This window comes from Desulfurellaceae bacterium (genome assembly GCA_021296095.1).
GTDB lineage: Bacteria > Desulfobacterota > Binatia > Bin18 > Bin18 > JAAXHF01.
Genome location: JAGWBB010000103.1, coordinates 1 through 1,559, shown reverse-complemented (window position 1 = coordinate 1,559; position 1,559 = coordinate 1). Strand labels below are relative to the sequence as shown.

General features: G+C 62.7%; 1 protein-coding gene. It reads left to right on the top strand.

Annotated elements, in window-relative coordinates; genetic code table 11:
- Positions 1-180: 180 nt before the first annotated feature.
- A complete protein-coding gene (locus tag J4F42_19155; GenBank protein MCE2487636.1) occupies positions 181-1,329 on the top strand; it encodes a nitronate monooxygenase in 1,149 nt (382 codons plus the stop codon).
- Positions 1,330-1,559 lie beyond the last annotated feature (230 nt).

The window sequence follows — 1,559 nt, the reverse complement described above, 5'->3', positions numbered from 1 at the left end:
GGAGCCAGAGACCAGGCGCCGCCGCCCATGCTGGTCAGCACCATCAAGCTGCGTCAGGCCGGCTTCGCCGACTGCATGGACACCGAGGATTGTTTCCGCAAGTGGATCAAGCGCTTTCAAGACCTGAAATGGTTGCCGCCGGTGGACTAGGCGGGACGGACGCCGAGCACGGAGCAAGACATGCCGATTTCAGTGACTGACATGTTCGGAATCGAGTTCCCTATTTTTGCCTTCACCCACTGCCGGGATGTGGTCGTGGCGGTCAGCAAGGCGGGCGGGCTGGGCGTTCTTGGGGCGGCGATTCATACCGACCAGCGGCTGGAGATTGACCTGGCCTGGATAGACGAGCAGCTGGGCGATATCCCGTATGGGGTCGATCTGATGATGCCGGCCAACTATGTCGGCGCCGACAAGGGCGGGCTGGCCCGCGAATCGCTTGAGGAGCTTATTCCTGAGGCGCATAAGCAATTTCTCGACGAGCTGTTGGAACAGGTCGGGGTGCCCGAACTGCCGCCCGATGCGCCGTCGGCCAAGGGACGTGGGCTGCGTTACTCGCAGAAAGAAGCCAGGGGGATCATTGATATTGCCCTGGAGCACAAGGCCAGGTTTCTGGTCAGCGCGCTCGGCACCCCGCCCGCCTATGTGGTTGAGGCGGCACACAAAAAAGGCATTTTCGTCGGCGCCCTGGCCGGTAAAAGGAGCCATGCTGTGCGCCATAAGGATGCTCAGGTTGATGTCATCATCGCCCAGTCCTACGAGGCTGGCGGCCACACCGGGGACATCGGCGGCATGGTGCTGATCCCGGAGATTGTAGACGCGGTGGCGCCAACGCCGGTCCTGGGCGCGGGGGGCATTGGCAACGGCCGCCAGATGGCTGCGGCCATGGCGCTCGGCGCCCAGGGGGTGTGGTGCGGAACGGTGTGGCTGACCACGACCGAGTCCGAGCTGGACCGGATGGCCAAGGACAAGCTGCTGGCGGCCGACTCCGGCAGTACGGTTCGGACAACGTCTATGACCGGCAAGCACGCCCGCTTTCTACGCTCCAGGTGGACCGACGAGTGGGAGCGCAAAGACACCCCGGAGCCGCTGAAAACCCCCTTGCAGAGCATCCTGGCCTACAACTACCTGCGCCGGATTGATCGCGGCATGAAGGCGCCGGGGGTGACGCCCGAGTCCGGCGCCTACCAGCTGTACACCTATCCGACCGGCCAGGGCATTGGCGAACAGAACAGCCTGCGCTCGGCGCGTGATGTGGTGCGGGACATGGCCAGCGGCTATGTGGAAGCCGTTGCGCGCCTCAACGAGCAACTCGGCTACGGGGACGAATAGGGGGGCTCTCCATTTGTCGTATTGAGTGAGTCGTGTATGCCTGAACTTGACGGCCCCAAGGAAGAGACAGCTTAAAAGATAGTCTGGTCATGGATATCTTGATGGCTCTTGTCCTTGTCGTTGCCGGAGGGTTTCTGACGTATCTGGCGCTTGATGCCGCGCGGCGTGCCAAGTAACACGACCTGTCTTGAGAGATGCCGGTTGCGCTAGGCAGCCGGAAAGCGCACCTC

Excerpts from the sequence above, each read along its gene's own strand:
- J4F42_19155 (MCE2487636.1), top strand. The coding sequence starts at position 181 with ATGCCGATTTCAGTGACTGACATGTTCGGAATCGAGTTCCCTATTTTT.